Source organism: Paraburkholderia elongata (assembly GCF_013177735.1).
GTDB lineage: Bacteria > Pseudomonadota > Gammaproteobacteria > Burkholderiales > Burkholderiaceae > Paraburkholderia > Paraburkholderia elongata.
The window spans coordinates 1-26,308 of the sequence record NZ_WOEZ01000325.1 but is presented as its reverse complement, the minus strand read 5'-3'; the positions used below and the strand labels follow the sequence as shown (position 1 = coordinate 26,308).

The window sequence follows — 26,308 nt, the reverse complement described above, 5'->3', positions numbered from 1 at the left end:
ATGGCCCGAACACTCGAACCCTGCTGCTTCAGGCTTGCAATGGTCATGCGCTCTTCAGGCTGAAGCTGTTGATACGTTCTTCTTTTTTGCATGTGCGCACCTTACACGAGGAAGGTGTTGCACTTCAGATTTGATCGCGCCTGCCGTTGAACTGACCGAGCCGGAGAAGAAGACCTTGCAACAGCTGTCGCTCAAACATCCACATGAGGACTTTCGGACCCGTGGGCTGGGTCTGCTGGAGCTCGGCCGCGGTCGGCGGGTTCATGAGGTCGCGCTCGAACTCGATGTGAGCGACAAGTCTGTGTACAACTGGGTGCACGCCTGGAACGACAATGGCCTCTGTGGTTTGCTGACCGGACATAAAGGCGGGCGTCCCCGCGCATTGTCTGATGCCATGATCGCCACGGCCGTCGAAGCAGCGCGTGCCGAATCGATGACGCTCAGGCAGATTGCGTTGCGCATCGAGGAAGTTCATGGCCAGCCGTTGCCGTGCCGGCTGGAAACGTTGTCGGTTGCACTCAGGCATGAAGGGTTCTCCTACAAACGTGGCCGCTATTCGCTTAAAAAAAGCGCGATGAGCAGGAGTTCGCGGTGAAGACAGATACGCTCTCAAAGCTGCAGCAGGCCGCTCGTGATGGGGCGTGCCGCCTGATCTACTTCGACCAGTCGGGGTTCTCTGCCTCACCTCCGGTGCAGCGCGGCTGGTCGCCAGTCGGCGAGCCGCATCGCGTCTTACCGCAGCCTCATTGCAGACGTTCGGTCCTCGGCGCATTTGATTTCGGCGCCAACCTTCTAAAGCATGAAGCCAGCAAGGCAACCATCAAGCGCCCGGACGTCATCCAGTTTCTTGATGAGGTCGCGCAGGAAGGCGCGCCCGGCCTGATGACTGTGGTGGTGCTCGATAACGCCTCGATTCATCACAACATCGATCAGGAAACCATCGACCGCTGGTTTCTCGACCATCGTATGGTGCTCTTCTATCTGCCGCCGTACAGTCCCGAGCTGAACCTGATCGAAATCATCTGGAAACACGCCAAGTATCACTGGCGGCGCTTCGTCACCTGGACGAAGGAAACCATCGATACAGAGATCGCCAAGCTGCTCGGCGGCTATAGCTCGGAATTTGAAATCCGTTTTGCCTGAACACTTATGTCGTGGCCTTCGGCGCGCGATGCGCGCTACACGCGATCGCGATTATTGTCGCCGGACACACAGTTTTGTCAGCGGACGCACGAGCAATAGACGTTGTAATCGGCAGCATGATCGGCATCATTTTTGTGCTGGGAACGAATTTGGTCGCCCGGTCGTTCGTAGAGCGCCGTACGCGAAATTGAGCAGTTCCACCTTTATGTAATAGCCCTCGCTGCTCCCCATCAACTAAGATCGAAGCGTCTCATTGGAATGCTGCGGCCAGCCATTCGTCTGACCGTCGATGGCGAGCTGTGATTTATAGGCTGACTGCCATCGGATCCGAGTTCGATCTGCACGGACTGATCACAGGAGTATGCCGAGATGAAACTCGACGCGACTACTTTCCGGCAACTGCGCCGTCTTGCTCCAGTACTGGACGACGTACTCAACGCGGGCGAGGTTGAGTATCCACATCAGGCCGTGAATCTGGCTGCACTGGCAGCCTTGTGTTCGCAGCTATTCCAGACATACGAGCTCCGCGAGCCAGTCGGGATGGAGCAGGCACGCGTCGACGTGAAATAGATTGGCCGTCGACAAAGTAAAGACCCTTCGGGCTCCTTTTTGAACTGGCACAGGAAAACAGACATGGGCAAGAAGAAAGTAATCCGCGTCTACAGCGACCCTGCAGGCGGTTGGGGCGCGCTCAAGGCAACAGGCGAAGCGCTCGCGCTTCAAGGCATCGCCGTCTCCGGCGCGAAGACGCTATTGCATATGAATCAGCCGGAAGGCTTCGACTGTCCTGGCTGCGCGTGGCCCGACCCGAAACACACATCGTCGTTCGAGTTCTGCGAGAACGGCGCAAAAGCTGTCGCGTGGGAAGCGACGGCGAACCGCTGCGCGCCGGAGTTCTTCGCCGCGCACAGCGTGTCCGAACTCACCGCATGGGACGACTACGACCTCGAAATGGCCGGACGCCTCGCGCATCCGATGGCCTATGACCGAGCATCGGATCGCTATCTGCCCATCAGTTGGGAAGATGCGTTCGCGCTCGTGGGCCGCCACCTGAATGCGCTCGATCATCCCGATCAGGCCGATTTCTACACGTCGGGCCGCGCGTCGAACGAAGCCGCGTTCCTCTATCAACTCTTTGTCCGCGAATTCGGCAGCAACAATTTCCCCGACTGCTCGAACATGTGCCACGAAGCAACGAGCGTCGGCCTGCCGCAATCGATCGGCGTCGGCAAAGGCACGGTCCTGCTCGAAGACTTCGAACACGCCGACGCGATCTTCATCTTCGGACAAAACCCCGGCACCAACAGTCCGCGGATGATGAGCGACCTTCATTCGGCGTCGCGGCGCGGCGCGAAAATCGTATCGTTCAATCCGTTTCGCGAACGCGCGCTGGAACGGTTCGCTTCGCCGCAGAATCCGCTCGAAATGGCGACGCTCGGCTATACCCCCATCAGCACCTTCCTGTACCAGGTGCGTGTCGGCGGCGACGTCGCAGCGCTCAAGGGGATGATGAAGGCCGTCGTCGAAGCCGACGACGCCGCGCTTGCCGCCGACGTGCCACGCATCCTCGACATTGAATTCATTCAGGGTCACACGCACGGCATCGAAGCGCTGCTGGACGACCTGCGCGCGACATCGTGGGACGCCATCGAGCGGCACTCGGGTCTCGCGCGCGCCGACATCGAGAACGCAGCACAGATCTACATGCAGGCGAAGAACGCGATCCTCGTCTACGGAATGGGCATTACGCAGCATCATCGCGGCACGGAGAACGTGCAGCAGATCGCGAACCTCGCGCTGCTGCGCGGCAACGTCGGACGACCAGGCGCCGGCATTTGCCCCGTGCGCGGACATTCGAACGTGCAGGGCAACCGCACGGTCGGCATCACGGAAAAGGCGTCGGCGCAACTGATTGAAGGTATCGAGCGCGCCTTCGGATTCCGCGCGCCGGAACGCCACGGCCACGATGTGATTGCGACGATCGACTCGATGATGCGTGGCGACGCAAAGATTCTCATCGCGCTGGGCGGCAATTTCGCGGCAGCGATTCCCGACTGGATCCGTGTGCAGGAGGCCATCCGCAAGCTCGACCTGACGGTGCACATCGCGACGAAACTCAACCGCAGCCATCTCGTGCACGGCACGGATGCGCTGATCCTGCCATGCCTCGGCCGCACGGAGATCGACATTCAGGCGAAGGGTCCGCAATCGATCACCGTCGAAGATTCAATGTCGATGGTGCACGCGTCCGCAGGCCGCAACGAACCCGCTTCGCCGCATCTGTTGAGCGAACCTGCCATCGTCGCGGGCATCGCGCGCGCGACGCTCGGCGAAAAATCCCGCGTGCCATGGGAACACATGGTCGCGAACTACGACCGTATCCGCGATGCGATCGAAATCGTGTTCCCCATCTTCCAGGCGTACAACGAGCGCATCCGCGTACCGGGTGGCTTTCATCTCGCATCCACGGCGCGCGAACGCGTGTGGGCCACGCCAACGGGTCGCGCCAATTTTTTCGTCTTCAAGGGGCTCGACGAAGACCCTCTGCACAACGACCCCGAAGCGCTCTGGCTCACGACGATGCGCAGCCACGATCAGTACAACACCACGCTCTATTCGCACTCGGACCGCTATCGCGGCGTGTTCGGACAACGCGACGTCGTGTTCATGAACCAGCGCGAACTGGAAAAGCGCGGACTGCATCCGGGCGAGCGCGTCGATATCGTCGCGCTTCCGACGGATGGCATCGAGCGCGTCATCCGCAGTTTCAAGGTGATCGAGTATTCGCTGCCCGACGGCTGTTGCGGCGCGTACTACCCCGAAGCGAATCCTCTCGTGCCGCTCTACGCGTTCGACCCGCAAAGCCGCACGCCGTCATACAAATCTGTGCCCGTGAAAGTGCTGCGTGCCGCCGCCGTGGGCCCGGATTCCGCGACGCGTGCAGTCGCCCTGCAACGCGAGGAGCCCCACCATGCCTGATCATGTTCTCGACCTGTCGCGCGCGCAGTTCGCGATGACGGCAGTCTTTCACATCCTCTGGCCGATCCTGACGATCAGCCTCTCCGCGTTCCTCCTGCTGATCGAAGCGCTGTGGATCAGGACGGGCGACGCGATGTACTACCGGCACGCGCGTTTCTGGAGCAAGCTGCTGGCGCTGAACTTCGCAGTCGGCGTGGTCAGCGGCATTCCGATGGAGTTTCAGTTCGGCACCAACTGGGCGGGCTTCTCGCAGTACAGCGGCCAGTTCATCGGCAATATTCTCGGCTTCGAAGGCGCGATGGCCTTCATGCTCGAAGCGGGGTTCGTCGGCGTCATGCTGCTCGGCTGGGGACGCGTGCCGCGCGGCGTCCATCTGTTTGCGACGGCGATGGTCGCGCTCGGTTCGACCATCTCGGCATTCTGGATCATGGTTGCCAATTCGTGGATGCAGACGCCGGCGGGCTATGCCGTCGTCAACGGCAAGATCGAGGTGACCGACTATGTCGCCGCGATCTTCAATCCCGACATGGTGTGGGGCGTGTCGCACATGTGGGTCGCGGCAATCGAAACGGGCATGTTCGTGATCGCGGGCCTCTCGGCATGGAACCTCTTTCGCAAGCGCCAGGCAGAGTTCTTCGCGCATTCGTTCAAGATCGCGCTCACCGTGCTCGTCTTTGTTGCGCCGCTACAGATCTGGCTCGGCGATTCGAGCGGCGTGAGCGTGTTCGCAACGCAGCCCACCAAGGGCGCGGCAATCGAAGGCTACTGGCACACCAACCCGCCGGGCACGGGCGCGTCGTGGTCGCTGCTCGCATGGCCGGATCAGAAGGCACAGCGCAACGACTGGTCGCTGGAAATCCCCGGCATGCTGAGCGTCCTCGGCACGCACTCGCTGCACGGCCAGGTAAAAGGTCTCACCGACTTCAGGCCCGAAGACCAGCCGCCGATGATTCCGCTGCTCTACTACGCCTTCCGCGTGATGGCGGGGATCGGCTTCGCTTTCATGTTGCTCGCGTTCTGGACGGCGTACGCGCTGCGCAAGACGCGCGGCAGCCTCGCTGCGCTGCTCGCGCAACGCAAGCTGTTGCTTGCCTGGGTGCTGTGCATACCACTGCCTTATTTCGCCGTCGAGGCGGGATGGATCGTCCGTGAAGTGGGACGTCAGCCGTGGGTGGTCTATGGACTGCTGCGCACGAATCAGGCGGTATCGAGCGTGGCCGCGACGTCGGTCTCGCTCAGCATGGCGATGTTCTTCGCGTTCTATGTCGTGCTGCTCGTCACGTTCTTCATCCTCGCGCGCGGCTGGCTGCGCAAAGGCCCCGATCTGGCCAGCGTGCTGCCCGCCAACGTCACCGCGCGCGGCGCTTCCGACACGACAACCACGCCCCCCATTTCCGGCTACTGATGCCGCGTACTCAGCTCACGAGGTTGCCTCATGGATAGCTCTACCCATTCGCTGCTTGCCCATATCTGGTTCGGCCTGCTCGGCCTGATGCTGGTGTTCTACGTTGTCACGGACGGCTTCGATCTCGGCGTCGGCATTCTCAGTCTGCTACGCTCGCGGCGCGCGGATCGCGACGTCATGGTCCAGTCGATCGGGCATGTATGGGACGCCAACGAAACATGGCTGGTCGTACTCGGCGGCGGACTGTTCGGTGCGTTTCCCATTGCGTACGCGCAGCTGATGCAGGACCTCTATCTGCCCATCATGGCGCTGATCGCCGGGCTCATCATGCGCGGGGCCACGATCGAATTCCGTCATAGCGTCGAGCACGGTCCGCTGTGGGACAAGGTGTTCGGCATCGGCAGCCTGATCGCGGCGCTCGCGCAAGGCGTCGTGCTCGGCAAGGTCATCACGGGTCTCGTGCCGGGCGAGTTGAACAAGGCGTTCATCGTCGTGACAGCGATCGGCGTCGTCGCGGGCTATGCGTTGCTGGGCGCGACGTATCTGGTGAAAAAGACTGTCGGCATGATCGAGCAATGGGCGCGGCGCATGGCGTTGCTGAGCGCGATGCTGACGGTTGCCGCCGCAGTGCTGCTGACGGCTGCGACCTGGCTCTTCAGTGGCGTCGGCCACGACCGCTGGACGCAGCCGGGCGTCATGCATGTGCTGATCGCGCTCGGCCTCGCAGCAGCGCTCGCGTTCGCCTTCATCATTGCATCGCTCTATCTTGGCGCGGCGCACGGTCCGTTCCGCGGCGCGGTGGCCCTCTTCATCGTCTCGTTCGTCGGTCTCGCGGTGAGCCTGTTCCCGGATTTCGTGCCCGGCAAGCTGGGCATCGTCGAAGCCGCTTCCGATTCGCGGACGCTCGCGTTTATGCTCGCCGGTATCGGCCTGATCTTTCCCGTGATGATCGGCTACAACCTGTACCAGTACTACATCTTTCGCGGCAAGGTGGTCGGCGAAGCACATGCGGGCGATTGAGCCGCGCCGCTATTTCACATATAGAGCCGTCATGGCGGCTCCGAGTAGAAAACGGCGGTCGCTGCTACCTGCCGGCGTACATGTACTGCCGCGACCACGGCAGCGTTTTCGCGCTACGGCCTGCCTTGCGGCATACGACTTGATAGATCGACACGTCGTCGTTCTCGAACGCATACGCGCAACCCGCGAGATACACGCGCCAGATGCGGAACTTCTCGTCGTCGACGAGCTTCTTCGCCTCTTCCGCTTTTGCCTCGTAGGTCTCCGCCCAGATGTCCAGCGTGTGCGCATAGTGACGGCGCAGGCTTTCGACGTCAACCGCTTCTAGCCCGCCGCGCTGCATCGCTTCGAGCGCAAGGCTGATGTGTGGCAGTTCGCCGTCCGGAAATACATAACGGTCGATGAATTCGCCGCCGCCCAGCGCAGTTTCGCCGCTGTCCGAATCGCTCGACGTAATGCCGTGATTCATGGCGATGCCGTCGTCGACGAGCAGATCGTGGATCTTCTGGAAGTAGCCCGGCAAATTCTTGCGGCCGACATGCTCGAACATGCCGACGCTGGTGATGCGGTCGAACTGCCCGTCGATGTCGCGATAATCCTGCAGACGGATCTCGATCTGGCTTTCCAGGCCCGCGGCTTTCACGCGTGCGGTAGCGAGATCGAACTGGTTCTGCGACAGCGTCACGCCGACGCACTTCGCGCCGAATTTCTGCGCTGCGCGCAGCACGAGCGCGCCCCAGCCACAGCCGATGTCGAGCAGCCGCTGCCCGGGCTGCAACTGGATCTTGGTGAGGATGTGGTCGATTTTCTTGATCTGCGCGGTGGCGAGATCTTCATTGCCATTCTCGAAGTACGCACACGAGTAGACCATGTTCTCGTCGAGCCACAGCTTGTAGAACTCGTTCGAGACGTCGTAGTGATACTGGATCGCCTGCTTGTCCGACGACTTCGAGTGATGGAAGTAGCGCCGCACGCGCGCCAGCTTGCTTGCGCTGGTGACCGTGTTGCGCGCCAGCTGATAGCCGATGTTGATGATGTCCGACAGCTTGCCTTCTATATCGATCTTGCCCTTCACGTACGCCTCGCCCAGATTGTCGAGGCTCGGTTCGAGCAGGTAAGGCAGCGCCGTGGCGCTCTTCACGTGCAGCGTGACCTGAGGCGTGGCGAACTGCCCGAAGTCGTGTTGCTGGCCGTCCCACAGCACGAGTCGCGCCGGAAGATTGGCCTTCGTTTTTACTTCTTCCACCCACTGCGCCAGCTTCTTGTTCCAAAACATTCGGGTACCTCGCAAAAAAGCAGATTCCGTTTGCTGCGGCGGCTACTGTCCGACCTGACATCGGCACCTGCAGATTTCACTGATGCTGGTATGCGCCTCGCGGCTTCGGTATCGCAGGTAGTTGAGTGCCGGACTGCTTTGATGATAGTTAGCAGGACCAATGACGTCTATTACATGAATCTGGACTCGATCCAGCGAGGTTATTGGCGCTCAACCCTTGTTGAGCAACGAGAACAGGCGCCTGGACGTGCCCGGATTACATGAATATGCAATGTCTCGGCTGAGTACAACGTTATATGTTGTTTGTGTGGACGCTTGATCTGTCTTTCAGCTCGCGGCGACCTCTAATAGAGGCGCCTTCATGTTCTGAGGCGAAAGTCTGTTCATATTCCCTGCGATGCTCGCTTAACGGGCGATTAGCTACCGTGTATCCGGCGGCAAGGTCCAGTGCGCTGCCGGCTACCGACCGCGCCAAATTCAGGAGGATCGACATGACCGAAGTCCGCATCGAAACCGACAGCGTCGGCGAAGTGCGTGTTCCCGCAGACAAGCTCTGGGGCGCCCAGACCCAGCGGTCCCTCGCGCATTTCAGCATCGGCCGGGACCTCATGCCGCGCGAGATGATCGCGGCCTACGCGACACTAAAGAAAGCCGCGGCCAGCGCGAACCACGCGGGCGGGCGGCTCGACGCCAGGATTCACGGGCTCATCGTTCAGGTGTGCGACGAGATCCTGGCCGGCCAGCATCACGACATGTTCCCGCTCCACGTCTGGATGACCGGCAGCGGCACACAGTTCAACATGAACATGAACGAGGTGATCTCGAACCGCTGCTGCCAGCTCGCCGGCACCGCCGTCGGGGGCAAGGCACCGGTTCATCCCAACGATCACGTCAACATGTCGCAATCGTCGAACGACAGCTTTCCATCGGCGATGTACATCGCGGCGGTGGCCGGCGTGAAGCAGCGGCTAATCCCGGCCGTCACGGCGCTTCACGACGCAATCGCGGCCAAGGCCGCCGAATGGCAGGACATCGTCAAGATCGGCCGCACCCACATGCAGGATGCGACGCCCCTGACCTTGGGCCAGGAATGGTCGGGCTATGCCGGCATGCTCGCAGAGGGTCTGGAGCGTTTCGACGACGCGCTGAAGAGCGTCTATCGCCTGGCGCTCGGCGGCACGGCAGTCGGCACCGGCATCAACGCCGCCCCAGGGTTTGCAGAGGCTGCCACGGCCGAGATCGCGAAGCTGACCCGCCTGCCGTTCGTGAGCGCGCCCAACAAGTTCACGGTGCAAGGTGCGCACGACGCACTCATCCAGCTCTCGGGCACGCTCCGGACGCTTGCCGCCTCGCTCTACAAAATCGGCAACGACGTCCGGCTGCTGGCCTGCGGTCCGCGCGCCGGCTTCGCCGAGCTGCTGATCCCGGAGAACGAGCCAGGCTCATCGATCATGCCCGGCAAGGTGAATCCGACCCAGGCCGAGGCGTTGACGATGCTGGCGGTCCAGGTCATGGCGAACGACGTGGCCGTTGGCTTCGGCGGCGCCGGCGGCTATCTGGAGATGAATGTCTATAAGCCGCTGATGATCGCGAATATCACCCAGTCGGTGACCCTGCTGACCGACGGCTGCACCAACTTCCGCAAGTTCCTCGTAGAAGGCACGCAGCCGAACCGCAAGAAGATCGCCGAATACGTCGAGCGCTCGCTGATGCTGGTAACGGCGCTCGCGCCGGTCATCGGCTACGACAAGGCGTCGAAGATCGCCCACCACGCGATGGAGCAGGATCTGACGCTGAAGGAGGCGGCCCTCTCTCTCGGCTTTGTCAGTGAGGCGGAATTCGACCGCGTGGTCGACCCGGCGAAGATGGTCAAGCCCTACGTAGCAACCGTGGTCTGATTCTTTGAATCTATCGCAGATCCGATGGCGACGGCCGGCCGCGGTCGCCATCGGATGGCCTGAACGCGGCTATGAGGGAATATCCGATGAGTAAATCAACTGATCCCGTTGCACCGGTCGAAACCGACCTGACAGGATTCGACCTGATCAACAACCCGATGCTCAACAAGGGCACGGCTTTCACCGATGAGGAACGCTGTGCGTTTGGTCTGCACGGATTGCTGCCGCCGCATGTCGGCACGCTCGAAGAGCAGGTCGAGCGCCGGCTGAAGGTGCTGCGCGCCTTCGAGACCGACTTCGAGCGCTACGCATTCCTGCGCGAGCTGCAGGACAGCGACGAGACGCTGTTCTACGCGCTTATCGCCAGCAATCTCGAAGAGACGCTGCCGCTGGTCTATACGCCGACCGTTGGCGAAGGCTGCCAGCGCTTCAGCGAAATCTGGCACAAACCGCGCGGTGTCTTCATCAGCTATCCAAACATGCACCGCATTCGCGAGATACTGTCCGACGCTCGCTTCGATCGGGTGCGCATCGTCGTTGTCAGCGATGGCGAGCGGATCCTGGGGCTCGGTGATCAGGGCGCCGGCGGCATGGGCATCTCGATCGGCAAACTGTCGCTCTATACGGCCTGTGCCGGCATCCATCCGGACGAGGCGCTGCCGGTCCTGCTCGATGTCGGGACGAACAACCAGGAACGCCTTGACGACCCGCTCTATGTCGGCTGGCGGCACGAGCGCATACGCGGCGACGAGTACGATGCTTTCATCGAAGAGTTCGTCGCGGCCGTATCGAAGCGCTGGCCCGACGTGTTGCTTCATTGGGAGGATTTCGCCGGTTCGAACGCCGCCCGTCTCCTCGAGCGCTATCGCGATAGGCTGTGCACCTTCAACGACGATATCCAGGGCACCGCCGCCATCGCGGCCAGTTCGCTTCTTGCCGCCGTCAATGTCACCGGCGTGCCGCTAACGGCGCAGCGGATCGCCGTGCTCGGCGCCGGATCGGCCGGCTGCGGCATCGCCTCCCTGTTGCTCCAGGCGATGATCGACGCCGGTGCCGGCGAGGCCGAGGCGCGCCGCTGCTTTTTCCTCGTTGACCGCAACGGGCTGCTCGTGGAGGGCATGCCGGACATCATGCCGGCGCAGAAGCCATTCCTTCAGAAACCGGAGGCGGTCGCCGGCTGGACGCGAGAGGCACCGAATGCGATCGGCCTGCTCGATGTGGTCTCCAATGCCCACCCGACGGTGCTGATCGGGGTTTCGGGGCAGGCCGGCGCCTTCACCGAGTCTGTCGTTCGCACCATGGCGAGTCACGTCGAGCGGCCGGTCATCTTCCCGCTGTCCAATCCGACCTCGCGCAGCGAAGCGACACCGGAGCAGCTCATGGCCTGGAGCGAGGGGCGCGCGCTCATCGGCACGGGAAGTCCCTTCCCGCCGCTTCACTGGAACGGCCGCACACGTAAGGTCAATCAGACCAACAATTCCTACGTCTTTCCAGGCATTGGGCTGGGCGTCCTCGCCGCCGGCGCGCGCCGGATCACCGATGCGATGTTCATGGTCGCCGGCAAGACCGTGGCCGCCATGTCGCCCACGGTCACGGACAAGGAGGGGCTGCTCCTCCCGCCTGTTACCGACCTGCGCAAGGTCGCGGTAGCCGTCGCGAAGGCCGTCGCCCGTCAGGCGCAGGCCGACGGCGTCGCGCAGCCTTGCGATGAGGCCACCCTCGACGCCCGCGTCGCGGCACGCGTTTGGGAGCCGCACTATCGGCCTTATCGAAGGCGCGGTTGAAAACCGGGCCTGCGCGGCACATCGGATGTCGCGCAGGTCCAACCTGGGAAGAGCCGCGATTACGCGTTGGAAAGCCGCATAAGCCGTTCAAACACTACGTAACGTGTCCACCAGGCGAATAACTTCCCGCCGGGCCAAATCGCCTTCCGGTTCTTTGCGACCGAGAAGCAAGTCCAGCAGGTCGTTATCGCCCAGCTCGAAGAGGAGCGTCAGTGCAGCTACGTCGTTATCGCTGAGACTGTCCTCGTAACGGTAGAAAAAGCGCTCAAAAATGAGGTCGTTTTCCAGTAAGCCGCGCCGCGCCCGCCAGCGCAGGCGAGCGCGGCGCAGTGGATCGGACTGATGTGAGGTTTCGTTCATGTCAAACCTTCCGGCGAACCATGAGTTCCTTGATCTTGCCGATCGCCTTCGTCGGATTGAGCCCTTTCGGGCACACGTCGACGCAGTTCATGATCGTATGGCAACGGAACAGACGGTACGGGTCTTCGAGGTTGTCGAGCCGCTCGCCGGTCGCCTGATCGCGGCTGTCCGCAATGAAGCGATAGGCCTGCAAGAGGCCTGCCGGTCCGACGAACTTGTCCGGATTCCACCAGAAGCTCGGACACGACGTCGAGCAACTTGCACACAGAATGCACTCGTACACGCCGTCGAGCTCGTCCCGCTCCTCGGGCGACTGCAATCGCTCCTTCTCGGGCGGCGGCGTATCGTTGATGAGGTACGGCTTGATCGAGTGGTACTGGTTGAAAAAGTGCGTCATGTCGACAATCAGGTCGCGGATCACAGGCAGGCCAGGCAGAGGACGAAGCACGATCTTCTGCGGCAGATCGTTCAGATTCGTCAAACAGGCCAGACCGTTCTTGCCGTTGATGTTCATCGCGTCCGAGCCGCACACGCCTTCGCGGCACGAGCGGCGGTACGCAAAGGTTTCGTCGACCGACTTCAGCTTGACGATCGCATCGAGCAGCATGCGCTCGTGCGAGTCGATTTCGATCTCATACGTTTGCATGCGCGGCGCTACATCCTTGTCAGGGTCGTAGCGGAAGATTTCAAATGTGCGCTTTGCCATTTCTGACCTCCTTTGACTCGTGCCTTAGAATGTCCGCGCTTTCGGCGCAACCGGGTCGACGGTCAGCGGCTTCATATGCACCGGCTTATAGTCGAGGCGGTCGCCAACGCTGAACCACAGCGTGTGGCGCAGCCAGTTTTTATCGTCCCGTTCCTTGTAGTCGCCCGGTGCATGAGCGCCGCGGCTTTCCTTTCGCGCTGAGGCCGAGACCATCGTGGCGCGCGCTACTTCGATCATGTTCGCCAGTTCCAGCGCTTCGACGCGTGCGGTGTTGAACACCTTCGACTTGTCCTTCAGGTGGACGTGTCCTACGCGTTCGGTCAGTTGCGCCAGCATCTTGACGCCTTCGTCCATCAATTTCTGCGTGCGGAATACGCCGGCATGCTTTTGCATTGTTGAACGGATGTCGCCCGCGATCGCTTGCGTGTATTCGCCCGACGATGACTTCTCGAGCTTGTCAAGACGCGACAGCGCGAAATCTGCGGCGTCGGCCGGCAGTGGCTTGTGCTCCTTGATTTCCTTCACGTGCCTGATGATGTGGTTGCCGGCCGCGCGGCCGAACACCACGAGGTCGAGCAGCGAGTTCGTGCCCAGGCGGTTCGCGCCGTGGACCGACACGCACGAGCATTCGCCGACAGCGTAGAACCCGTTGACCGGCTCTTCGTGACCCTTCGCCGTACCGACAACCTGGCCGTGCATATTCGTGGGGATGCCGCCCATCTGATAGTGGATGGTCGGTACCACTGGGATCGGCTCCTTGATGGGGTCGACATTCGCAAACCGTATCGCAATCTCGCGGATCGACGGCAGACGCTTCATGATCGTCTCGGCGCCGATGTGCGACAGGTCCAGCAGAATGTGGTCCTTGTTTGGACCCACGCCGCGGCCTTCATTGATCTCCTGCCCCATCGAACGCGAGACGAAATCGCGCGGCGCGAGGTCCTTCAGCGTCGGCGCATAGCGCTCCATGAAGCGATCGCCGTCCGCGTTGCGCAAGACGCCGCCTTCGCCGCGCACGCCTTCCGTAATCAGCACGCCGGCGCCTGCCACGCCCGTCGGGTGGAATTGCCAGAATTCCATATCTTGCAAGGCGAATCCTGCACGCGCTGCCATGCCGAGGCCGTCGCCAGTGTTGATGAACGCGTTAGTCGTAGCGGCGAAAATACGCCCTGCCCCACCCGTTGCAAACAACGTGCACTTGCCTTCGAGAATGTAGACGTCGCCGGTTTCCATTTCGAGCGCGGTCACGCCGAGCACGTCGCCGTCCGCATCGCGAATCAGGTCGAGTGCCATCCATTCCACGTAGAACTGCGTCCTGGCTGCCACGTTTTGCTGGTACAGCGTATGCAGCAGCGCGTGGCCGGTACGGTCAGCCGCCGCGCATGCGCGCTGCACCGGTTTTTCACCGTAGTTCGCGGTATGGCCGCCGAACGGACGTTGATAGATCGTGCCGTCCGCATTGCGGTCGAACGGCATGCCCATGTGTTCCAGCTCATAGACGGCGTTCGGCGCTTCGCGGCACATGAACTCGATCGCGTCCTGATCGCCGAGCCAGTCCGAGCCCTTGATGGTGTCGTAAAAGTGATAGTGCCAGTTGTCCTCGCTCATGTTGCCGAGCGACGCGCCGATGCCGCCCTGGGCAGCCACCGTATGGGAGCGCGTGGGGAACACCTTCGAGAGCACGCACACCGAAAGACCAGCGCGTGCAAGTTGGAGCGAAGCACGCAGCCCCGATCCGCCGGCGCCGACGATGACCACGTCAAACTTGCGACGCGGCAGAGAATTCTTGATTGCAGCCATTCTTTTACACTCTCCAGAGAATCTGCACAGCGTAGCCCGCACACGCGAGCAGCCAGACGATCGTCAGCGCTTCGAGAAGAAGACGCACGCCGACGGGCTTCACGTAGTCCATCCAGATGTCGCGGATACCAACCCACGCGTGATAGAAAAGCGAAACTAACGCGACGAATGTCACGAGCTTCATCCACTGCGTGGAGAAGATCGACGCCCAGCCTTGATAGGAGAAATCGTGCGCGCCGAAGAACCAGGCGAGCAGAATGATCGTGTACACCGCCATGATGGTGGCGCTCACGCGTTGCGCAAGCCAATCGCGCGAGCCGTAATGTGCGCCGACGACGAGACGCTTCGGGCCGATATGATTACTTTCTGCCATTTTTAGAACGCTCCGAATAGTTTGAGCGCGAAAGCGATCGTCAGGATGAGCGACACGACGAGAACGACCACCGCTGTACTTCTGCCGCTTTGCTTAGTCACCGTCTTGTGATTCGTATCCATCACAAGGTAGCGGATGCCCGCGCAGAAGTGATGGAGGAAAGCCCATGCGAGCACGAGCACGATGATCTTGACGATGACGTTGGAAAGGACCGCCTTGAAAACCCCGAAGCTCGTTTCAGAGGTGAGGCTCTGCTCGAAGAGGTACAGCAGGAACGGCAAAAAGACAAACAACAACACACCGCTGACACGATGCAAGATCGATGTGCGCCCCGCAAGAGGTAGGCGATACACGAACAAAATCTGTCCCAATCCGATATTTTTAAATTGCCGCCTGGGCTTCGTTAAGGTTTCAGCCATGCCTGACTCCTTCTCTAATGCATCGGTGATTAAGGTTCGCTGCAACATCAACTGGCCCTCAACGTCACGTTAAGCGTTGCTAATCGCAAAGCAACGAGCATGACAACGTGCCTCGTTCGTCCCGGTGCGCAGTTCGCGATGTGCGGCGTCAAGCGTCGATAGAGACAACATATAACGTTGTGCTCGGCTAAGACATTGCATGATTATGTAATTCAGGGCACGTCCCGGTGCCTGGCCTCGTTGCTCGACCAGCGTCGAGCGGCACTAGCCTCGCTGCGCCGATTCCAGATTCATGTAATAGCCGTCCTTCGCCCTGCCAACTAGCATCAAGAACTTGGGCTATGAACCGTTCAAAGGAGATGTGAAATGGCAACGATAGCTGCCGACTACATGGTTGGCGCACTGGTCAATGCGGGAGTGAAGCGCGTGTTCGGTGTGGTGGGGGATTCGCTTAATGGATTCACGGATTCCCTGCGCCAGGATGGTTCGATTGAATGGGTTCACATGCGGCATGAGGAAAGCGCGGCTTTCGCCGCTGGCGCCGAGGCTCATCTCACGGGGCAACTCGCAGTCTGCTGTGGGAGCTGCGGCCCGGGGAATCTGCACCTTATCAACGGCCTATTCGACTGCCATCGGAATGGCGTTCCTGTTCTCGCTATCGCCGCGCACATCCCAAGTACGGAAATTGGCATCGACTACTTTCAGGCTACACGCCCCGAAGTACTGTTCAAGGAATGTAGTCACTACGTCGAACTCGTCCACAGCCCCGACCAACTACCGCAAATCTTGGGCCGTGCCATCCGCACGGCAGTTGCGCGTAAAGGCGTCGCTGTTGTCGTCGTACCTGGAAATGTGGCACTCGGGCCTCTCACAAAACCTGTGCCGAACTGGAGCGCGCCTTCCGCTCCGGTGATTCGCCCATCGAACGACGACGTCGCGGAACTCGCACGTCTGTTGAACCGCTCGTCGCGAGTGACGTTGCTTTGCGGGGCGGGTTGCAAGGATTCCCACACGGAGGTCGTAGAACTCGCTCGCAAGCTGCAAGCGCCAATCGTGCACTCGCTGCGAGGAAAGGAGTACATCGAATACGATAACCCGTTCGATGTGGGCATGACCGGCCTTATCGGGTTCTCCTCCGGTTATTCCGCGATGAAGAGTTGCGACATGCTCCTGATGTTGGGTACCGACTTTCCTTATCGACAGTTCTACCCGGAGGGGGTGACCATCGCGCAAGTCGATACGAGGGCCGAGGCGCTTGGCAATCGATGTCCGATAGAGCTCGGCGTATTGGGAACAGTCAAGGACACGCTCAATGAACTTCTTCCAATGGTTCAGAAAAAAACGGACAGCAGCTTCCTGAGTCGCGCGCTCGACGACTATCGCAATGCTCGCAAGAGTCTGGATGCGCTGGCGGAGCCCGAAGCGGGCAGCAGCACCATCCATCCGCAGTACGTAACCCGCCTCGTCAGCGAACTCGCGGACGAGGACGCTATCTTCTCCTGCGACGTCGGCACCCCCGTCGCATGGACAGCCAGATATCTGAAGATGAACGGCAAACGACGCCTGGTTGGTTCGTTCAATCACGGCTCGATGGCCAACTCGCTGTTGCACTCGATTGGCGCGCAGGCCGCTTTCAGGGACTGCCAGGTGATTTCAATGTCGGGCGACGGCGGCTTCACCATGATGATGGGTGAATTCCTCACGCTGATTCAGGCAGGTTTGCCGGTCAAAGTCGTCGTGCTCAACAATGGCACGCTGGGCTTCGTCGAAATGGAGATGAAGGCCAGTGGGTTCCTTGATACGGGATGTGACCTGAAAAATCCGAACTTCGCCGCGATGGCCAATGCGATCGGCATCAAAGGCGTGCGCGTCGAGCACCCTGCGGAGCTGGAAGGAGCCCTACGCGCAGCATTCGCCCATCCGGGTCCGGCTCTCGTCGACGTAGTGAGCGCACGCCAGGAGCTCGTGATGCCTCCTGCGACCTCTGCTGACCACGCTTACCACTTTGGGCTGTTTATGCTTCGTGCCGTGATGGACGGTCGTGGCCAGCAGCTCATTGACCTAGCGAAGGTCAATCTGTTCCGGTAGTGCAGTCCGCAAGTGTGTAGGGACCGTCAGCAAGGGCATTGATAATCGATTCATAGCGAACGTTCCTGCGGCCCGTTTCAGTGCGGTTCGGTAGCGCGACAGAGGGCGTGGTTTACCCGTGTCCATGCCAACGGGCCCGCGCGGGACGACGCACATACGGGGCGGCTGAATCCGATTATAGGGTCCACGCGTATTGCGCCGCAGTCACCGCCGGAATACTTTTCGAGACGACAAGAGCGTGTGCTAGGGACTTCGATGATCCGGATGTCAACCGGAGTCGCTCGCATGACACGACGCCAAGCGGCACGAGCAAACCCCAAACCCGGTCCGCACTGGTGACCTCCGACCAGACGCACGTAACACGTGGTGCCCGCTCCCAGGCCCTGTGTCGAAGGCGCGAGCCATGACCGTACCTGAATGTTCTATCCGCTGCGAATGCAGCGGCTGCCGATGATCACGGACGATAGTCGATAGTCCGGTCATCCATCAGGATGATGAATCAAGGAGATGAGCCGTGCTTCCCGCATCCATGCCGATCAATGTTGGCAATACTGCATTCATGCTGCTCTGTGCGAGCCTGGTCATGCTGATGACGCCCGGGCTCGCGTTCTTCTACGGCGGTTTGGTGGAACGCAAGAACGTGCTTTCCATCATGATCCAGAGCTTCATTTCGCTCGCATGGACGACGGTGCTCTGGTTTGCGTTCGGATACTCCATGTGCTTTGGCCCGACATGGCACGGCATCGTGGGCGACCCGACTCACTACGCATTCCTGCGTGGCATTACCTTGCAGACCATGTACACGGGCAACGATGCCGGCATTCCGCTCGTGGTCCACGTCGCCTATCAGATGATGTTTGCCATCATCACGCCTGCCCTGATCACCGGCGCGTTCACCAACCGCGTGACCTTCAAGGCCTATTTTCTGTTCCTTACCGGCTGGCTCGTATTCGTGTACTTCCCCTTCGTGCACATGGTATGGAGTCCAGACGGCGTGTTTGCGAAGTGGGGCGTGCTCGACTATGCGGGCGGCATCGTGGTGCACAACACCGCCGGGTTCGCCGCGCTGGCGTCGGTGCTCTACGTGGGACGCCGTCACGTGATGACCCACAGACCCCATAACGTGCCGCTGATTGCGCTGGGTACCGGCCTGCTCTGGTTCGGCTGGTACGGATTCAACGCCGGATCCGAACTGCGCGTCGACGCCGTGACGGCTTCCGCGTTCCTCAACACCGACGTCGCCGCTTCGTTTGCCGCCGTCACCTGGCTGGTGATCGAGTGGCTGAACGCCAGGCGCCCGAAGTTCGTCGGCTTGCTGACCGGGTCGGTGGCGGGCCTCGCCACGATCACGCCCGCAGCCGGCTACGTGTCGCTGAGTACGGCCGCCGTCATCGGGATCATCGCGGGTCTGGTCTGCTATTACGCGGTCGCACTGAAAAACCGCCTGGGCCTCGACGACGCGCTCGACGTATGGGGCGTGCACGGCGTGGGCGGCCTGATCGGCACGATCCTGCTCGGGGTGTTTGCGTCGAAGGCATGGAATCCAAACGGTGCCGACGGACTGTTGCTTGGCGGCGGCGAATTTTTCGTCAAAGAGTGCGTGGCGGTAATCGTATCCGGCGTGTGGGCGTTCGTGTTTACCTGGGCCATGTTGTGGCTGATCAACCGCGTCACGCCGGTCAAGGTCGATGCCGCAGCCGAGGAGCGCGGGCTCGATACCGAGTTGCACGGCGAGGAAGCCTACCTGGACGATAAATAGTCCGTCGGCACGTGAGCGACGCGCGCGGCTTCGTGGCGCGCGCGCCAACCCATCCGCACATTCCCAATGAAACTGACGCCCCGCGAAAAAGACAAGCTCCTGATTTTCACCGCCGCGCTGCTTGCCGAAAGACGCCGTGCGCGCGGGCTTAAGCTCAACTATCCAGAGGCCGTCGCCCTCATCACCGCAGCGCTGATGGAGGCCGCCCGCGACGGCATGTCGGTGGCCGAGGCGATGCACTACGGCACGACGCTCCTCGCGCGCGGCGAAGTGATGGAAGGCGTCCCGGAGATGATCCTCGACATCCAGGTCGAAGCGACCTTCCCGGACGGCACGAAGCTCGTGACCGTGCACCATCCCATCCCCTGAGGCAACGCGAATGATCCCCGGCGAAATCCTCACTGAACACGGTGACATCGAACTCAATGCGGGTCGCGAAACGATCACGGTGACGGCCGCCAACACCGGCGACCGGCCGGTGCAGGTCGGCTCGCATTTTCACTTCTTCGAAGTGAACGAGGCGCTGTCGTTCGAACGCGAACGAGCACGCGGTTTCCGGCTGAACATCGCGGCGGGCACCGCCGTTCGTTTCGAGCCGGGACAGGAGCGCACCGTCGAACTCGTCGCGCTCGCGGGCGATCGCATCGTGTACGGCTTCAACGGCAAAGTGATGGGCCCGCTGTAACGCGCCGTCGCCCGCAACGAACGCAAAGGGACGCTCCATGACGCTTCGCATCGGCCGCCGCGCCTACGCGGAAATGTTCGGCCCCACCACCGGCGACCGGGTGCGGCTCGCCGACACCGAACTGCTGATCGAGATCGAACGCGACTACACGATCTACGGCGAGGAAGTGAAGTTCGGCGGCGGCAAGGTGATCCGCGACGGCATGGGCCAGTCGCAGCGCGTGGCGGCCGACGTGGTCGACACGGTCGTCACGAACGCCGTGATCCTCGATCACTGGGGCATCGTCAAGGCCGACATCGGCATCAAGAACGGCCGCATCGCTGCGATCGGCAAGGCCGGCAATCCCGACATCCAGCCAGGCGTGACGATCGCGATCGGCGCGGCGACCGAAGTGATCGCCGGTGAAGGGATGATCGTGACGGCGGGCGGCGTTGATACGCACATTCACTTCATCAGCCCGCAGCAGATCGACGAGGCGCTCGCGAGCGGCGTGACGACAATGCTGGGCGGCGGCACTGGCCCCGCGACCGGCTCGAAAGCGACGACCTGCACGTCGGGCCCGTGGCACCTGGAGCGCATGTTGCAGGCCGCCGATGGCTGGCCGATCAATCTCGGCTTTCTCGGCAAGGGCAACGCGAGCCAGCCAGCGCCGCTCGTCGAGCAGATCGCCGCTGGCGCGATCGGCCTGAAGCTGCACGAGGACTGGGGCTCGACGCCCGCCGCGATCGATTGCTGCCTGTCGGTCGCCGACGATACCGACACGCAGGTTGCGATTCACACTGACACGCTGAATGAAAGCGGCTTCGTCGAGGCGACGGTCGCCGCGTTCAAGGGCCGCACGATTCACACGTACCACACCGAGGGCGCCGGCGGCGGCCACGCACCCGACATCATCAAGGTCTGCGGCGAGCCGAACGTGCTGCCGTCGTCGACCAACCCTACGCGCCCGTACACCGTCAACACGCTCGACGAACACCTCGACATGCTGATGGTGTGCCATCATCTCGACCCGTCGATTGCCGAGGACATCGCGTTCGCAGAATCGCGCATCCGGCGCGAGACAATCGCGGCCGAGGACATCCTGCACGACCTCGGTGCGCTGTCGATGCTGTCGTCCGATTCGCAGGCGATGGGACGGGTCGGCGAAGTGGTCATGCGCACGTGGCAGACTGCGCACAAGATGAAGGTGCAGCGCGGCGCGCTCGCCGAAGACAGCGCGCGCAACGATAATTTCCGCGCGAAGCGGTACGTCGCGAAATACACGATCAACCCGGCCATCACGCACGGCATCGCGCACGAAGTGGGGTCGATCGAGCTGGGCAAATGGGCCGACCTGGTGTTCTGGGAACCGGCGTTCTTCGGTGTGAAACCCGCGCTGATCCTGAAGGGCGGCATGATCGCGGTGGCGCTGATGGGCGACCCGAACGGGTCGATTCCGACGCCGCAGCCGGTGCATTATCGCGAGATGTTCGGCACGCGCGGCGGCGCACTGGCGTGCACGTCGCTGACCTTCGTGTCGCAGATGGCGTTCGATGCAGGGGTGGCGGATCGGTACGGGCTCGCGAAGCGCGTCGTGCCGGTCAAAAACACACGGCATGTGACCAAATCGCAGATGATCCACAATGACTGGCAGCCGGCGATCAGCGTCGATCCGGAAACGTATCAGGTGGTGGCGGACGGGCAGTTGCTCACGTGCGAGCCGGCAAGCGTGCTGCCGATGGCGCAGCGGTATTTCCTTTTTTAGATGTATTGACCGCGGCGTTCTGTTGACCGACACCGCGCGCCCTGAGCCCTGAGCTTGCAGAAGGGGCATGGGAAAAAGCCTACGAAATCCATCGCAAGGCAAGCAGTCGCAGCTCGAAAAACCAGTCGCTACAGCCACTGCCGGAGCTGCCGCACCGCGCCGCCGGCGCGTTCGTCTGATGCTTGCTATCCATAACAAAAACACTATGGTATGCAAAAAAATCTTTAACTATCGTGAATATACGTCCGGTCCTATGCTTGGCTCGTGGAGTTAGCAGTTGGGAGTCGAATCATGGGACATGCCACTATCGCGTCTTGCACTCCTGCGGCGATGCAGGTGCGGTGGCATCTCGGAGTTGGAAGCGAACCGGCTCTCGGCGCACATCTCGTGACACCTCGCCGCGCATACAGTCACCACGGCATCTATGTCGGCAAGGGCAACGTAGTGCACTACGCCGGACTTGCCCGGTCTATGCATCGCGGCCCTGTCGAGGAAGTGACGATTGCATGCTTCGCCGCAGGGCGCGAAGTCTGGATCGAGCCGGGCGATCGTCCAGGTTACGCCGACCGGCAAGTTGCAGAACGGGCGCGCTCGCGCCTTGGCGAGAATCGATACAGGCTCCTGACCAATAACTGCGAGCACTTCTGTGCGTGGTGCCTGTATGGCGAAAGCCGCAGCGAGCAAGTGCGCGCGTGCCTGACTTATCCGCGGGCGGCCATGCGCGCAGCGGCGGGCCTGTTCAAGATGTCGATCAATTACTTCGCTGCGATGGTCTGCAACCACGCGGATGCGTTGCTTGAGTAAAAAGCAGCTGCGCCGGCGCCACCGGCTGGAAACCCAAGCAGTGCGGGCTCCTGATGCCGTTGACCATGCTCTTATAAGGAGGCTGCGGGTTGTGCCGCGCATCAGCAAATGACGACTACCCTTGTTTATTCCCATGCTGCGTGTCTGGAGCATCGCCCCGGCCCTAGCCATCCGGAGTCGCCGGAACGTCTGAACGCCGTACTGCGCGCGTTGCGGTCGCCGGAATTCTCGTCGTTGGAATGGCGCGATGCGCCGATGGGCACACTCGACCAGGTGCAATTGATCCACGACCGCGGCTTTGTCGATGAGGTCGCGGACATCGCCCCGCAGCATGGCTATATGCCGCTCGATGCCGGCGACACGGTGATGTCGCCGGGCTCGTGGGAAGCCGTGATGCGCTGCGTCGGAGCGGCTTGTGCTGGCGTCGACGCGGTGATGAATGTGCAAGCACGCAACGTATTTTGTGCCACCCGCCCGTGTGGTCACCACGCCGAGCCAGCCAGGGCAATGGGTTTTTGCATTTTCAATCAGGCTGCGATCGCTGCAGCCTACGCTTATGAAGTACACAAGCTGGAGCGCGTCGCGGTCGTCGACTTCGACGTCCATCATGGCAACGGTACCCAGGCAGCCTTTTTCGACCGGCCGGAGCTGTTTTACGCTTCCAGCCACCAGTCGCCTTTCTATCCCGGCACGGGCGCCCCATCTGAGACCGGCGTGAACCACAACATCGTCAATGTCACGTTGCCCCGTGGCTGTGATTCGGCGCTCTTCCGTGCTCGGATAGAAGCCGGCATGTTGCCGGCGATACGCCACTTCAACCCCCAACTCATCGTCATTTCGGCCGGCTTCGACGCGCACCGACTGGATCCGCTCGCAGGCTTGAACCTCGAGGACGACGATTTCCACTGGATTACCAGTGAGCTGATGCGTATCGCCGATGCGACGTGCGAGGGGCGCATCGTCTCGATTCTCGAGGGGGGCTACAGTCTGGACGGCCTGGCCACCAGCACGGCCGCGCATGTTCGTGCGTTGATGGGTGTTGAGGTCCCCCAATTGGGGCGATAGGTGCAGCAATGCGACTGATACAGGCGCCGCCGCTGCTTTGCGGCGGTACGGTCGACGGTACCGGCTCACAGACTTCCCAGATCCTGAAAATGGCGAGCGAGGACGGCGCGCATACGACACCGTTCGGCCGAGGAAAGCGGCGGCTTGCTGGGTCCGGGATGGTTGCTTGCGAACGGCATCGTGAAGCCCGACTTCGCGATCTGCGCCCGCTTCTCATTTGCGATTACGACCGCTCAAAACGGTTGCGTTCATCTCGACGGCTGCATCCACGGCGGGTCCGTGCGCACTTCCGCAGGCGCACGGGTCCGCCCATGATAGGCGCGCCGGCCGCGCCTATGCCGCGCGCGGGACCCCCACCGTCCGGCCCGCGCCTTCCGAAGATGAAGAAGCAGCCTGAACCGGCGCTTGCTGCGCAATGCGCTCGCGCAGCTTGATCAATGCCAGCACCGTATCGATCGTCGGCGTTGCCTCGCCGACCAGCCGGCCCATTTCCTGGACGACGGTGAGCAGCGGGTCGATCTCCATCGGACGGTTGGCTTCGAGATCCTGCAACATCGAGGTCTTGTGGGCGCCGACCGCACCCGCGCCATCGATACGCCTTTCGACATCCACGCGGAAATGCACGCCTAAGCGGTCGCCGATCGCTTTAGCTTCCAGCATCATCGTCCGCGATACCGCGCGCGTGGCCGGATTGCTCGTGATGACGTCCAGCGTCGCGTGGGTCAGCGCGCTAATCGGATTGAAGCAGAGATTGCCCCATAGCTTCAGCCAGATTTCGTCGCGGATAGTGTCGCGGATCGGCGCGTCCAGACCCGCCGCCACCATGATTTCGTGCAGTTTCTGGATCCGCGCCGTACGTTCGCCGCCCGGCTCGCCAATCGGGAATTTCTTGCCGTACACATGGCGAATCACACCCGGTTCGACGATTTCGGCCGCCGGATACACCACGCAACCGATCGCCCGCTCGGGTCCGAGCTGGTTCCACTGCTTGCCGCCTGGGTCGATGCTGTCGAGCGTGGTGTCGGCGAATTCGCCGCCATGCTTGTAGAAATACCAGTACGGGATCCCGTTTACGGCGGTAACGATAGCCGTGTCCGGCCCCAGCAAGGGCTGCATCGCGCCCACCACGCCCGGCACCGAATGCGCCTTCAGCGCAACGATCACGTAGTCCTGCACGCCGAGTTCACGCGGGTCCGCTGAGCAACGCACCTTGACGATGCGCTCGGTACCGTCGATCTGCAGACGTACGCCGTTTGCCTGCATGGCAGCGAGGTGCGGGCCGCGCGCCACGAAACTGACGTCGGCGCCTGCCAGTGCGAGTTGCGCACCGAGGTACGCGCCGATCGCGCCGGCGCCATAAACACAGATCTTCATCTGTCTCCTCCTGTTTTGAAGTCACGAATGCTGTCGCGCCGAAATCGACATCCGTTTCGACTCGGACGATGCGAATTTTTCCAGCGGCGCTTAATAGCCATGCGCCGTATCGCGGGCGCAAGCGACGCCGCCGCTGGCTTCGCCTCTTATGCTCGAGCGGGCGTCAACCCAGCGCGATGGCCCGCCAGCGCCTCACGCACGATCTGGCACAACGCCTCCTTGTTCGACGTATCGAGCACTGCCAGCAGCGCGCTTCGCATGCGCGGCTCCCAGAAGCGGCGGATATGATCGGCGATGCCGGCGAGCGCTTCTTCGCGATCCGGCATCGAATCGAAAAAGTCGCCGATCCGGTTCGCCATGTCGATCAGATTCTGATTGTCCATGGCTTGCCTCACTTACCCGACGTTGCATTGGCCAGCTCACGCTGCTTCAGCAGATCGAGCTGCTCGGTGTTGAAGCGCGAATAATCCTGCTGCCATTGCGACGGCTGTTCGACCGGCATCACCTGCACCGCGGTCACCTTGTACTCGGGACAGTTGGTGGCCCAATCCGAGCTATCGGTGGTGATCACGTTCGCGCCCGATTCGGGGAAGTGGAACGTCGTGTAGACGACGCCCGGCTGCATCCGTTCGGTCACTTTCGCGCGCAACACGGTTTGTCCCGCGCGCGATTCGATACCCACCCAGTCGCCGGTCCTGATGCCGCGTTCTTCTGCATCGTGCGGATGCAGTTCCAGCCGGTCTTCGTCATGCCAGCGCGAATTCTCGGTGCGGCGCGTCTGCGCGCCGACGTTGTACTGCGACAGGATACGGCCCGTAGTAAGCAGCAGCGGGAACTTGCGCGTGACCTTTTCCGGCGTTGCGATGAACTTCGTAATCACGAACTTGCCCTTGCCGCGCACGAAGGTGTCGATGTGCATGGTCGGCGTACCGTCGGGCGCGCTCTCGTTGCACGGCCACTGGATGCTGCCGAGCTCGTCGAGCTTCCTGTACGACACGCCATGGAAAGTCGGCGTGAGACGCGCGATCTCGTCCATGATCTGCGACGGATGCGCGTAGTCCATTTCGTAACCGAGCGCGCGCGAGAGCATGACCGTGACTTCCCAGTCGGCGTAACCCGGCACTGGCGGCATCACCTTGCGTACGCGCGAGATGCGGCGCTCCGCGTTGGTGAAGGTGCCGTCCTTTTCGAGGAACGACGAACCCGGCAGCAGCACATGTGCGTACTTCGCGGTCTCGTTGAGGAAAATGTCCTGCACGACGATGCATTCCATCGACGACAGTGCCGCCGACACGTGATGCGTGTTCGGATCGGACTGCACGATATCTTCGCCCTGGCAGTACAGGCCCTTGAAGGTGCCGTGCACGGCGGCGTCGAACATGTTCGGAATGCGCAGGCCCGGTTCGGGCTGTAGCGTCACGTTCCAGGCTTCTTCGAACAGCGCGCGCGTGATCGAATCGCTGATATGACGATAGCCCGGCAGCTCGTGCGGGAACGAACCCATGTCGCACGAACCCTGCACGTTGTTCTGACCACGCAGCGGGTTCACGCCGACGCCTTCGCGGCCGATGTTGCCGGTCGCCATCGCCAGATTCGCGATGCCCATCACCATCGTCGAGCCTTGCG

Annotated in this window: 24 protein-coding genes; 15 read left to right on the top strand and 9 right to left on the bottom strand. The window is 61.6% G+C overall.

The window, feature by feature from the left end; translation table 11 throughout:
- Window positions 1-130 precede the first annotated feature (130 nt).
- The 6 genes from GNZ13_RS50065 to GNZ13_RS50040 all read left to right on the top strand — a co-directional run bounded on the left by GNZ13_RS50065 (window position 131) and on the right by GNZ13_RS50040 (window position 6,547).
- Window positions 131-595 carry a helix-turn-helix domain-containing protein gene (locus GNZ13_RS50065; protein ID WP_456238735.1) on the top strand — a complete coding sequence of 155 codons (465 nt, stop codon included), beginning with the start codon at window positions 131-133 and terminating at the stop codon, window positions 593-595.
- Window positions 592-1,143, top strand: a complete 552-nt coding sequence (locus GNZ13_RS50060) for an IS630 family transposase (RefSeq protein WP_172178881.1) — start codon at window positions 592-594, stop codon at window positions 1,141-1,143. Before GNZ13_RS50065 ends, GNZ13_RS50060 begins: the two co-directional genes overlap by 4 nt.
- A 369-nt stretch (window positions 1,144-1,512) precedes the next feature.
- Complete coding sequence (locus tag GNZ13_RS50055) at window positions 1,513-1,713, top strand: hypothetical protein (RefSeq protein WP_172178880.1); 201 nt, start codon at window positions 1,513-1,515, stop codon at window positions 1,711-1,713.
- 63 nt (window positions 1,714-1,776) lie between these two features.
- Complete coding sequence (locus GNZ13_RS50050; RefSeq protein WP_172178879.1) at window positions 1,777-4,122, top strand: FdhF/YdeP family oxidoreductase; 2,346 nt, start codon at window positions 1,777-1,779, stop codon at window positions 4,120-4,122.
- A complete protein-coding gene (locus GNZ13_RS50045; RefSeq protein WP_172178878.1) occupies window positions 4,115-5,527 on the top strand; it encodes a cytochrome ubiquinol oxidase subunit I in 1,413 nt (470 codons plus the stop codon). Before GNZ13_RS50050 ends, GNZ13_RS50045 begins: the two co-directional genes overlap by 8 nt.
- Window positions 5,528-5,557: 30 nt before the next feature.
- Window positions 5,558-6,547, top strand: a complete 990-nt coding sequence (locus tag GNZ13_RS50040; RefSeq protein ID WP_172178877.1) for a cytochrome d ubiquinol oxidase subunit II — start codon at window positions 5,558-5,560, stop codon at window positions 6,545-6,547.
- A gap of 64 nt (window positions 6,548-6,611) precedes the next feature.
- Here GNZ13_RS50040 and GNZ13_RS50035 read toward each other — a convergent pair whose 3' ends face one another.
- A complete protein-coding gene (locus GNZ13_RS50035; protein WP_172178876.1) occupies window positions 6,612-7,823 on the bottom strand; it encodes an SAM-dependent methyltransferase in 1,212 nt (403 codons plus the stop codon).
- A gap of 491 nt (window positions 7,824-8,314) precedes the next feature.
- On the opposite strand from GNZ13_RS50035, the gene fumC reads away from it, so the two are divergent.
- Both fumC and GNZ13_RS50025 read left to right on the top strand, forming a co-directional pair.
- Entirely contained in the window at window positions 8,315-9,721 is a 1,407-nt protein-coding gene (gene fumC, locus GNZ13_RS50030) for a class II fumarate hydratase (RefSeq protein WP_172178875.1), read from the top strand.
- Between the two features lie 86 nt (window positions 9,722-9,807).
- Window positions 9,808-11,505, top strand: a complete 1,698-nt coding sequence (locus GNZ13_RS50025) for an NAD-dependent malic enzyme (RefSeq protein ID WP_172178874.1) — start codon at window positions 9,808-9,810, stop codon at window positions 11,503-11,505.
- Between the two features lie 87 nt (window positions 11,506-11,592).
- Here GNZ13_RS50025 and GNZ13_RS50020 read toward each other — a convergent pair whose 3' ends face one another.
- The 5 genes from GNZ13_RS50020 to sdhC are packed head-to-tail and all read right to left on the bottom strand — an operon-like array spanning window position 11,593 to window position 15,163.
- Window positions 11,593-11,865: a succinate dehydrogenase assembly factor 2 gene (locus tag GNZ13_RS50020; protein ID WP_172178873.1), complete on the bottom strand. Its 273-nt coding sequence runs from the start codon at window positions 11,863-11,865 to the stop codon at window positions 11,593-11,595.
- Window position 11,866: 1 nt separating this feature from the next.
- Entirely contained in the window at window positions 11,867-12,571 is a 705-nt protein-coding gene (locus tag GNZ13_RS50015) for a succinate dehydrogenase iron-sulfur subunit (RefSeq protein WP_172178872.1), read from the bottom strand.
- A gap of 24 nt (window positions 12,572-12,595) precedes the next feature.
- Window positions 12,596-14,371: a succinate dehydrogenase flavoprotein subunit gene (gene sdhA, locus GNZ13_RS50010; RefSeq protein WP_172178871.1), complete on the bottom strand. Its 1,776-nt coding sequence runs from the start codon at window positions 14,369-14,371 to the stop codon at window positions 12,596-12,598.
- 4 nt (window positions 14,372-14,375) lie between these two features.
- Window positions 14,376-14,744, bottom strand: coding sequence for a succinate dehydrogenase, hydrophobic membrane anchor protein (gene sdhD, locus GNZ13_RS50005; protein ID WP_172178870.1), 369 nt, complete (start codon window positions 14,742-14,744; stop codon window positions 14,376-14,378).
- Window positions 14,745-14,746: 2 nt separating this feature from the next.
- Window positions 14,747-15,163 (bottom strand): succinate dehydrogenase, cytochrome b556 subunit, encoded by a 417-nt coding sequence (gene sdhC, locus GNZ13_RS50000; protein ID WP_172178869.1) that lies wholly within the window; start codon window positions 15,161-15,163, stop codon window positions 14,747-14,749.
- A 366-nt stretch (window positions 15,164-15,529) separates the two neighbouring features.
- Here sdhC and poxB point away from each other — a divergent pair, with 366 nt between their 5' ends.
- From poxB to GNZ13_RS49965, 7 genes are all read left to right on the top strand, one after another.
- Window positions 15,530-17,251, top strand: coding sequence for a ubiquinone-dependent pyruvate dehydrogenase (gene poxB / locus GNZ13_RS49995; protein WP_172178868.1), 1,722 nt, complete (start codon window positions 15,530-15,532; stop codon window positions 17,249-17,251).
- A gap of 514 nt (window positions 17,252-17,765) precedes the next feature.
- Window positions 17,766-19,010: an ammonium transporter gene (locus tag GNZ13_RS49990; RefSeq protein WP_216675328.1), complete on the top strand. Its 1,245-nt coding sequence runs from the start codon at window positions 17,766-17,768 to the stop codon at window positions 19,008-19,010.
- Between the two features lie 66 nt (window positions 19,011-19,076).
- The gene (gene ureA / locus GNZ13_RS49985) at window positions 19,077-19,379 is read left to right on the top strand and encodes an urease subunit gamma (protein WP_172178867.1); all 303 of its coding nucleotides are present in this window, start codon (window positions 19,077-19,079) and stop codon (window positions 19,377-19,379) included.
- Window positions 19,380-19,389: 10 nt separating this feature from the next.
- Complete coding sequence (locus GNZ13_RS49980) at window positions 19,390-19,695, top strand: urease subunit beta (protein ID WP_172178866.1); 306 nt, start codon at window positions 19,390-19,392, stop codon at window positions 19,693-19,695.
- Window positions 19,696-19,732: 37 nt separating this feature from the next.
- A complete protein-coding gene (gene ureC / locus GNZ13_RS49975; RefSeq protein ID WP_172178865.1) occupies window positions 19,733-21,439 on the top strand; it encodes an urease subunit alpha in 1,707 nt (568 codons plus the stop codon).
- A gap of 291 nt (window positions 21,440-21,730) precedes the next feature.
- Window positions 21,731-22,243, top strand: a complete 513-nt coding sequence (locus GNZ13_RS49970; RefSeq protein WP_172178864.1) for a lecithin retinol acyltransferase family protein — start codon at window positions 21,731-21,733, stop codon at window positions 22,241-22,243.
- Between the two features lie 108 nt (window positions 22,244-22,351).
- On the top strand, window positions 22,352-23,308 hold the full coding sequence (locus GNZ13_RS49965; RefSeq protein WP_172178863.1) for a histone deacetylase family protein: 957 nt from the start codon (window positions 22,352-22,354) through the stop codon (window positions 23,306-23,308).
- A 333-nt stretch (window positions 23,309-23,641) separates the two neighbouring features.
- Here the strand turns inward: GNZ13_RS49965 and GNZ13_RS49960 are convergent, their stop codons facing one another.
- The 3 genes from GNZ13_RS49960 to GNZ13_RS49950 form a co-directional block, all read right to left on the bottom strand.
- Complete coding sequence (locus GNZ13_RS49960; RefSeq protein WP_172178862.1) at window positions 23,642-24,682, bottom strand: 2-dehydropantoate 2-reductase; 1,041 nt, start codon at window positions 24,680-24,682, stop codon at window positions 23,642-23,644.
- Between the two features lie 146 nt (window positions 24,683-24,828).
- Window positions 24,829-25,065 carry a formate dehydrogenase subunit delta gene (locus tag GNZ13_RS49955; protein ID WP_172178861.1) on the bottom strand — a complete coding sequence of 79 codons (237 nt, stop codon included), beginning with the start codon at window positions 25,063-25,065 and terminating at the stop codon, window positions 24,829-24,831.
- Between the two features lie 8 nt (window positions 25,066-25,073).
- A partial coding sequence (locus GNZ13_RS49950) for a molybdopterin oxidoreductase family protein (protein WP_172178860.1) occupies window positions 25,074-26,308 on the bottom strand: 1,235 nt, incomplete at its 5' end.